This is a genomic window from Streptomyces sp. HSW2009, from assembly GCF_040240285.1.
GTDB lineage: Bacteria > Actinomycetota > Actinomycetes > Streptomycetales > Streptomycetaceae > Streptomyces.
The window spans coordinates 1-7,348 of sequence record NZ_JBEHZD010000412.1; the positions used below are offsets into that span (position 1 = coordinate 1).

Annotated in this window: 4 protein-coding genes, 1 tRNA gene and 2 pseudogenes; 4 read left to right on the forward strand and 3 right to left on the reverse strand. The window is 75.2% G+C overall.

Going from position 1 to position 7,348, the window contains the following annotated elements; genetic code table 11:
* Positions 1-448: 448 nt before the first annotated feature.
* Both AAHZ94_RS24825 and AAHZ94_RS24830 read left to right on the forward strand, forming a co-directional pair.
* Positions 449-889: pseudogene (locus tag AAHZ94_RS24825) on the forward strand (bifunctional DNA primase/polymerase); the annotation flags it as partial.
* A 654-nt stretch (positions 890-1,543) separates the two neighbouring features.
* Positions 1,544-1,617: transfer RNA gene (locus AAHZ94_RS24830), tRNA-Lys, on the forward strand.
* Positions 1,618-1,713: 96 nt separating this feature from the next.
* Here the strand turns inward: AAHZ94_RS24830 and AAHZ94_RS24835 are convergent.
* Positions 1,714-3,012 (reverse strand): M6 family metalloprotease domain-containing protein, encoded by a 1,299-nt coding sequence (locus AAHZ94_RS24835; RefSeq protein WP_349995353.1) that lies wholly within the window; start codon positions 3,010-3,012, stop codon positions 1,714-1,716.
* 423 nt (positions 3,013-3,435) lie between these two features.
* Between AAHZ94_RS24835 and AAHZ94_RS36505 the strand changes: the two are divergent.
* A pseudogene (locus AAHZ94_RS36505) lies at positions 3,436-3,786 on the forward strand (PAS domain-containing protein); the annotation flags it as partial.
* 893 nt (positions 3,787-4,679) lie between these two features.
* Here AAHZ94_RS36505 and AAHZ94_RS24845 read toward each other — a convergent pair.
* The gene (locus AAHZ94_RS24845; RefSeq protein ID WP_349995354.1) at positions 4,680-5,525 is read right to left on the reverse strand and encodes a class I SAM-dependent methyltransferase; all 846 of its coding nucleotides are present in this window, start codon (positions 5,523-5,525) and stop codon (positions 4,680-4,682) included.
* A 75-nt stretch (positions 5,526-5,600) separates the two neighbouring features.
* Between AAHZ94_RS24845 and AAHZ94_RS24850 the strand changes: the two genes are divergently transcribed.
* Positions 5,601-6,200 carry a TetR/AcrR family transcriptional regulator gene (locus tag AAHZ94_RS24850; RefSeq protein WP_349995356.1) on the forward strand — a complete coding sequence of 200 codons (600 nt, stop codon included), beginning with the start codon at positions 5,601-5,603 and terminating at the stop codon, positions 6,198-6,200.
* 88 nt (positions 6,201-6,288) lie between these two features.
* Here AAHZ94_RS24850 and AAHZ94_RS24855 read toward each other — a convergent pair.
* On the reverse strand, positions 6,289-7,348 hold a 1,060-nt coding region (locus AAHZ94_RS24855), incomplete at its 5' end, for an outer membrane protein assembly factor BamB family protein (protein WP_349995358.1).

Genomic DNA, 7,348 nt, shown 5'->3' on the forward strand with positions numbered 1-7,348 from the left:
CCCCCCCCCGGCCCCTCCCCCCCCCCCCCCCCCGCCCGCCCCGGCCCCGCCCCCCCCCGCCTGCCCCGACGCCCCCGCCCCGCCCCGGGCCCCCCGCGCGGACGCGCCGCGAAGCCGTACGGGCCGCCCCCCGAGCGCCACCCCCGCCCCGTGCGGAAACGAAACCCCACCCCGTACGCCGCCCGCCCCGGGCCTCCCGCACCCCCGCGCCGACACGCCCCCGGACGCCACCGTGGCCCCATCAGCCCCACTGGCCCCACCAGCTCCCCCCACCCCGTCCGCCGCGGCGACCACCTCCGCCGGCTTACCGACCCGGCAGCCGCGGCGGCCGGGTGCGGCGGGGAACGGCCTCGGTTCGGCGCCGCAGGACGCGTACGAGGGCGCCCGAAAGGCCCGTCGCGTACAGGGCGCGGCCCCCACCAAGCCCGAGCCCGCCCCGCAACGGCCGGTGCGCGGGCGGCGGGAGCGGCCGGAGGACCCGCGGTACGGGGCCACCTGGGTGACGCCCGCCGGCGCGGACTGGCTGGCCTCGGCGAGCACCTTCCCGCGGAGCGTGCACGCACTGTGGGCGGCGCGGCCGGGGGCGCCGAGCGTGCTGCCCTGCGGGACCGCGTTCGACGTGGTGAGCGCGCCGGCGCTGTTCGGCCGGCGGATGGTCGACCGGCTCTGGTGCGACGGCCCGGGCTCGGGGCCGGTCGCGGTGCAGCGCGGGCGCGTGCTGATGTTCACCAGACCGGGCGTCGCCCAGCGGCTGCCGTCCCTGCTGAGCTGGGAGGAGTGGGGCGCCGGGGTGCCGCCGCTGCTCTACCACGGCACCGGCGACGCGGTCACCATCCCGCCGCTGCACGCCCCCGAGCCGGCCGGTTCCGCCGGCCCCTGCGACGTACCGGAGCCAGCCGATCCGCTCCTCGGCCCGATCCGCGCCCAGCGCCCCGGCACCGCTCCGCCGCCCACCGCCACCCGGCTCCCACCCGGCGCGCCCGAGCTGCCCAACCTCCCCGGGCTACCCGGTCACCTCGGGCTACCCGACCTACCCGGCCTGCCCCACAGCGCGGGCGGCCGGGCGCAGCCCGCGCACCCCGCCGCCGGGGACCCGCGCCCGGCCGGCGAGCCCCTGGTACACGAACGACCCGCCGCCCCGTACGGAGCCCGGACCACACCGGGCCCCGCCGGCATCGACCCGACGGGCCTCCACCCCGCGGCCTTCGACCCGGCGGACACCGCGCGGACCGGCCCCGCGGCGCACCCCCCGGCGCGCGACGCGCGGCCGGCCGACGGACCCGACGCCGACGGACTCCCCCAGACGGCCCTGTCGGGCCCCGCATCGCGCTGGCTGGTCGCCCCGGAGGTGCGCCACCCCTGGCTGCCCGGGCCCGACGTACTGCTGTGGGCCTGTGTCCGCGCCGCCCGTAGACAGGCCCGGGGCGCGACCGCCGGTACGCCCGTGACCAGGGCAAGCACGGCCCGTAGCGACTGATTCACCTCAGCCATGACCGATTTTCATTCCGCCGGCCCCGGGTGCTAATGTCTTCTACGTCAGCGAGCGCCGCTAGCTCAGTTGGTTAGAGCAGCTGACTCTTAATCAGCGGGTCCGGGGTTCGAGTCCCTGGCGGCGCACCTGAAGAAGGGCCTCCGTATTTCGGTACGGGGGCCCTTCGACATGCCAGCGACGTTCCTCAGGCATCTCTGGCCTCGCCGGTCCCAGGGGCTCGGTCAGCCGGCAGGCTCGTAACTGATCTTGACGGTCCAGGTCGCGCCCCGTCCCTCGGGGGCCGCCTTCGCGTCGCCCGCGCCTTCCGCGGAGGCGTCGGCGAGCGTTGCGTCCTCCACCGTGATGCGCACGCCGTCCTCGGGCGATTCGTAGCTCTCGCCCACGTCGAGCGGGGCGTCGGCGAGGGTGGGGTAGACCGACGCGCTCTCGCAGGATCTGCTGCCCGGGTGGCCGTCGATGACCTTGATGGGGCCCTCGGTGGAAGCCGTCCCGCTGCGGACCCGGTAGATCAGTACGCCCTCCGTGCAACTGCCCGCGTCGTTGCCGTACGCGCCGCGCGCCTCGATGGCCAACACGCTGTCCGGGCCGGTGCGCACCACCACCAGGCGCGGATGGGCGGGCCGGCCGGGCGCGCGGGGGACGCCGAGCGGGTCGAGGGTGTGCAGGGCGGTGCCGGGACGGTGGACGCAGACCACCTCGCGCCCGCCGATCCAGCCCAGCTTCCACTTGTGCCAGCCGAACGGTTCGGGCGCCATCCCGAACTGACTGCCCATCAGGTCCCAGTCGCCGACGTAGGTGTCCCAGTCGCCCTTGCCGTCGCTCGGGCGGTGGTAGAGGTCAGGCAGGTCGAAGACGTGGCCGGTCTCGTGGGCGAGGACGTTGTGGTCGGGCGGATGGCGTTCGAAGACGGTCACCAGTCGGCGCAATCGCGCATCGTCCGCGATCAGCGGCTGATCGAGATTGACCACCTTGGTGGCGTCCGCGTCCACGCCGGGCGCGCCCGGGTCGGCGACCAGATAGACCAGGTCGTAACGGTCGAAGTCCACTTCCGGATCGGCCGTGGCGAGCGCGTCGCGCAGATAGGCGTCGCGCCGCTCGCCGTCCCAGTCGCGCTGTATGGCGTACGAGGTGGCCGGCGCCGGCATCGTCAGCCAGTGCCGCAGCGGATGGACCCGCAGGTCCAGCCGGCCGTACGAGGCGCGGGCGAAGAAGTCGGAGGTGCCGGGGAAGTGGTCGGCGGCCAGTTCGGCCGGGGGGAAGGCCGGCCGGCTGCCGGGGAAGGCGAGGAAGACCATCAGGGCGTCGACGGTGCCGGTCGGGCGCGGATATTCCGCGTTCCAGGAGTCGAGTCCTTCGGAGTGGTGGGCGGCGGTGCGCTCCAGTGCGCACGGGCCGCCGGGGCCGGCCGCGGCGGCGGGTCCCGCGACCACGGTGGTCGCGACGACCGCGCTCAGCGAGGTCAGGACCGCCGCGGCCCGGCGCAGCGGCCCCGTCCCGTCGCGACCACGCGAACGCACCACAACGACCTCCGCGGGGGAAACGAGGAGACACCCTCCCCCACTTTGTGGCGGTTTGTTGAGGTACGTCCTGTTCCACTCGACCAGTCGAGTGACAAGGCTGCCATGCGGGTATGTAACAGAAAGTCACAGCCGGTCAATTGGAAGCTGGGATCGTGCACGGTTCGCCAAAAGCAATCAATCTCTTGCCTCGACCTCAAGGTTGCACCGTTGATCACGGCGGTGTCGCTGGAATGGCCGAAGAGCAAACCTCTATGATCGCCACATTTCCAGCGCGAATTCCCTCTCCGGGTCGCCCGCATCGGCTGCCCGACGTCCGGTATGTGACTGACCCACACCCTGTACGAGACGAGCGCCTTGCGGGAGCGAGCGGTGAGCGGATCTCTCGACGGCCAGAGCGGCGCGCGCAGCGCGACCCTGCCGACGATGACGGAACGTAACGCACCACTGAGTGAGTACCGCGCCGCCTTTCATGCCGCGCATGTGGCGATGGCAGTCGTCGACCACGAGGGGGTGGTACGTGCCGCGAACGCGGCTCTCGGAGCGCTGCTCGGCGCCGCCCCCGAGCAGTTGGCCGGCACCGCCGCCGCCGACCTGGCCGACCTGCGGGACGACCCACGCCTGTGGGGCGCGTACCGCGAGGTGCTGCGCGGGCGGCACGACCGGTTGCGCTGCACCCGGCGGCTGCGGGGGCCCGACGGCCGCTCCCGCTGGGTGGAGATCACCGTCGTCCCGCTGGGCGACGAACACCTGCTGCCCGCCGTGCCGGCGCCGGACGCGCGGGCCGAGCGGCACGCGGAGCCGCGGCCCGGGCCGCGCACGGCCGCCGCGGAGCAACTGCCCGAGCTGCGCGCGGACCGCCGCACCGGTCACCTTCCGGACCACCTGCCCGATCACCTGCCCGATCACCTGCCCGACCGCCGCACCGAGCAGCGCCCCGAACTCCGCGCCGAGCAGCGGCACGGGCAGCGCGCGGAGCGGTCGGCGGCGGCCCGTTCGGTGCTGCTGACCGTCGTGGACGTGAGCGAACAGCACGACCTCCAGGCCCGGCTGCGCCACCTCCAGATGCACGACCCGGTCACCCGGCTGCCCAACCGCAGCCTGTTCTTCGAACGGCTCGCCAGTGCGCTGGAGGCGGCCACCGGCGGTCAGGGCGGCGTGCAGGTAACGCATCCGGCGGACGGTCCAGAGCCGGTGGACGGCGCGGGCGCCCGCGGGGCCGGCGCCCCGGGACCGGCTGTGAGCAGCGGGGGCGCCGGCCTGGGTTGACCGGCGGGATGATCGGGCCGGACGCCGTGCGGTACGGGCCGGCTCGGCCGGGCGAGCCCGGTCGGACGGGCCTGGTCGGACGTGCTGTGCCGGACGGCCCCGGCCAGCCAGGCTTGGCCGGAATACACCGGGTCAGGCGCACCGGGTCACACCCTCCTGCCCGGACACACCCGGCCGGGCGCCCCGCCACCAGACGCCCCCAGCGTCAGGCACATCCGGTCAGTCACCCTTAGCCCACACGGCCCCGGCCAGGCAGACCCAGCCAGTCACGTCCCGCCAGCCAGGCTTGGCCAGGCACACCCAGTCAGGCACACCGGTCAGGCACGTCCGGTCAGCCAGACGTGGCCCACCGCGCCAGCTCCAACGCACCAGGTCAGACCTGCCTGGCCAGACACACCCGGTTAAGCCTGCCCGTAAGCCCGTCCGGTCCGAACCGCGGTCCTTACGGCGGTCAGCGCCACGGTCGTGTAGTGCACGGTCATCGACCCACCGAGCGCTTCGATGGCGGCCCCCACCTCCCGTACCACCTCGGCCTGTCGCTCCGCGCCGAGGGTGGTGAGGGCCCCGTGGGTGGGGAGTTGGTCGAGCCAGGCGGCGCGGTCGTAGTGCTGGTCCCACTCCGTGTGCCACTGTTCGGCGGGGGCGAATCCGCCGGCCTGTCGCAGGCCGTCGATCGCCTTGTCGGTCAGCGCCCGGTACGCGTCCTGGGTCGGGGTGCCCACGGCGAAGGACGAGTCGGGGGCGACGCGCCGGTAGGCGGTGGCGAAGGCGTCCGTCACCTCGGGCGGTGGCTGCATCACGTTCCACAGCACGGCCAACAGGCCGCCGGGGCGCAGCACCCGGGCCGCCTTGGCCGCGCCCGCCACCGGGTCCACCCAGTGCCATGCCTGGCCTGCGACGACCACGTCGAAGGAGGCGTCGGCCGGGTCCCACTCCTCCAGCGTGGCGATCTCGACCGGCACGCCCGACCTACGGGCCAGGGCCGCCATGCGGGCGTCGGGTTCGACGCCCGTGACGGTGCAGCCGGCTGCTTGTAGTTGGCGGGCGAGGATGCCGGTGCCACAGCCGACATCCAGCACCGTGCGGCCCGGGCCGTGGTCGATGATCCGGGCCAGTAACTCGGTGGGGTAGCTGGGCCTGGTGCGGTCGTAGCGCTCGACGTCGATCCCGAACGACTCGGCCACGGAGCGGAGTTCGTGGGGCTGCGGCTCGGGGTCGGGGGCGCGCCCCGACGGTAAGGTGGGCATGCGCCCACTATTGGTGGGCACTTGCCCACTCGTCAAGCGGCGGGTGGGCCCGATCGAGCGAGGGAGCACTGCACCGTGCCTACCGGAGTGGCTCTCCACGACGTCCGGGAGCGGCTGTTCGAGGCGGCCGAGCGCATCCTGGCCCGGGGCGGGCCGAGCGCGCTGACCAGCCGTGCCGTCACCGAGGAGGCCGGTTGCGCCAAGGGCGTGCTGCACCGGCACTTCGCCGACTTCGACGCCTTCCTCGCCGCCCTGGTGGGCGAGCGGATCGACGGGCTCGCCGGGCGCAGGGCCGAGTTGCGGCGGGTGGCCGGGGCCGGCAGCGTCACCGACAACCTGACGGGCGCGCTCACCGCGCTGTTCACCCCGGTGGCCGTGGCCATAGTGGGGTTGGTGACCTCGCGCGACGCGTTGCGCGCCCGGCTGCGGTCGACGACTCCGGTCGGCATTCCGCTGCTCACCGAGGCCACCGGGGTGATCGCCGGCTACCTCGCCGCGGAACGTGCGCTGGGGCGCATCGCTGAGGACGCCGCACTCGACGTCCTGGCTCCCACCCTGATCGGCACCGGGCACCTGCTCTTCGCCGACCGCAACGGCGCCCCGCCCGAGCCCACGGCCGTCCGGCGGGCCGGGCACGCGGTCCTCGCCGGAGCGCTGCGCGAACCAGGCGCGTAGCGAGCGCACCCACGAGCCGGCGAGAAATCGTCAGGAGTGCGCCTTTCAGCGGCAGTTGGCGGTCCCAACAGCTCGTTTGGGGGCGGGTTCAGTACACCGGCAGGGCCAGGAGTGAGCCCGCGTTGAGGACGAAGAGGCGGTTGCCCTCCCCCGCCAGTGTGCGGCTCGGGCCGCCGGTGAGCGGGTAGGTCTGGGCGGCGGTGGGGTTGGGGCCGAGCCTGGGCAGGCCGCTCACCCCGGTGTCACCGCTCTCCACCACCCAGACGCTGCCCGCCTGCACCACGGGTGGCTGCCAGGGTGGCGCGACCCCGACGACGAACGCCGCGGCGTGCGCCTCCTCCCCGTCCGGCCGCAGGAACCGCAGCGCCTCGCTGTCCAGGGCGTACAGCACCCCGCCCGTGACGGTGGGTGGGCCCCAGCCGTACGCGCCGCGCCGTACGGGCCCCAGCGGTTCGCGGCTCCACACCTCCTTGCCGTCGCTCGCCCGGAGTGCGGCCAGGGTGTGTCCGCCGACGAAGACCGTGCCGCCGTCGACCGCCGGGGCGAGCGCTGCGGCTGCCTGTCCGCGGCGCACCCACGCCTTGGCCCCGGTGCGGGTGTGCAGCGCGAGGACGTCGCCGGTGGCCGTGCACAGCACCAGCAACCCGGCGCCGAGCACGGCCGCCGGCCGGCCGCCGGTCAGGGTGAGCGGTGGGGTGCGGGTCCACCGTTCGCGGGCGTCGGCGGTGGTCAGACAGCGCACCGCGCCCTCGTCGGTGAGCACGTAGAGGTGGTCCGCGTCGGCGGCGAGCAGCGTGCTGGCCGCGGCGTCGGCGCTCCAGCGGGGCGAGCCGGTGGCGGCCACATGGGTGTGGACAGCGCCGTCCCGGTCCGCGGTGGCCACCAGGCGGTCGGCGATCGACAGGTAGCCCGCGTCGGCGTGCGCGTCGCCGACCCGCCAGCGCGCGGCGCCGTCGGTGACCTGGCGGGCCGCGACGCCACCGCCGGCCGCGGCGAAGACCACCACGTCACGGACCGGCAGCGGGCGCGGCGAGGTCGGTTCGGCCACCCCCGGCAGCGGCCCCCACAGCGGGCGGGGCGTGCCGTCCGACGGGCCCGGGGTGGCCGGCCCCCGCCCGCCCGCCCCGCCGCCGGAGCGGCGGGGGGGC

Excerpts from the sequence above, each read along its gene's own strand:
- AAHZ94_RS24845 (WP_349995354.1), bottom strand. The coding sequence starts at position 5,525 with ATGCCCACCTTACCGTCGGGGCGCGCCCCCGACCCCGAGCCGCAGCCC.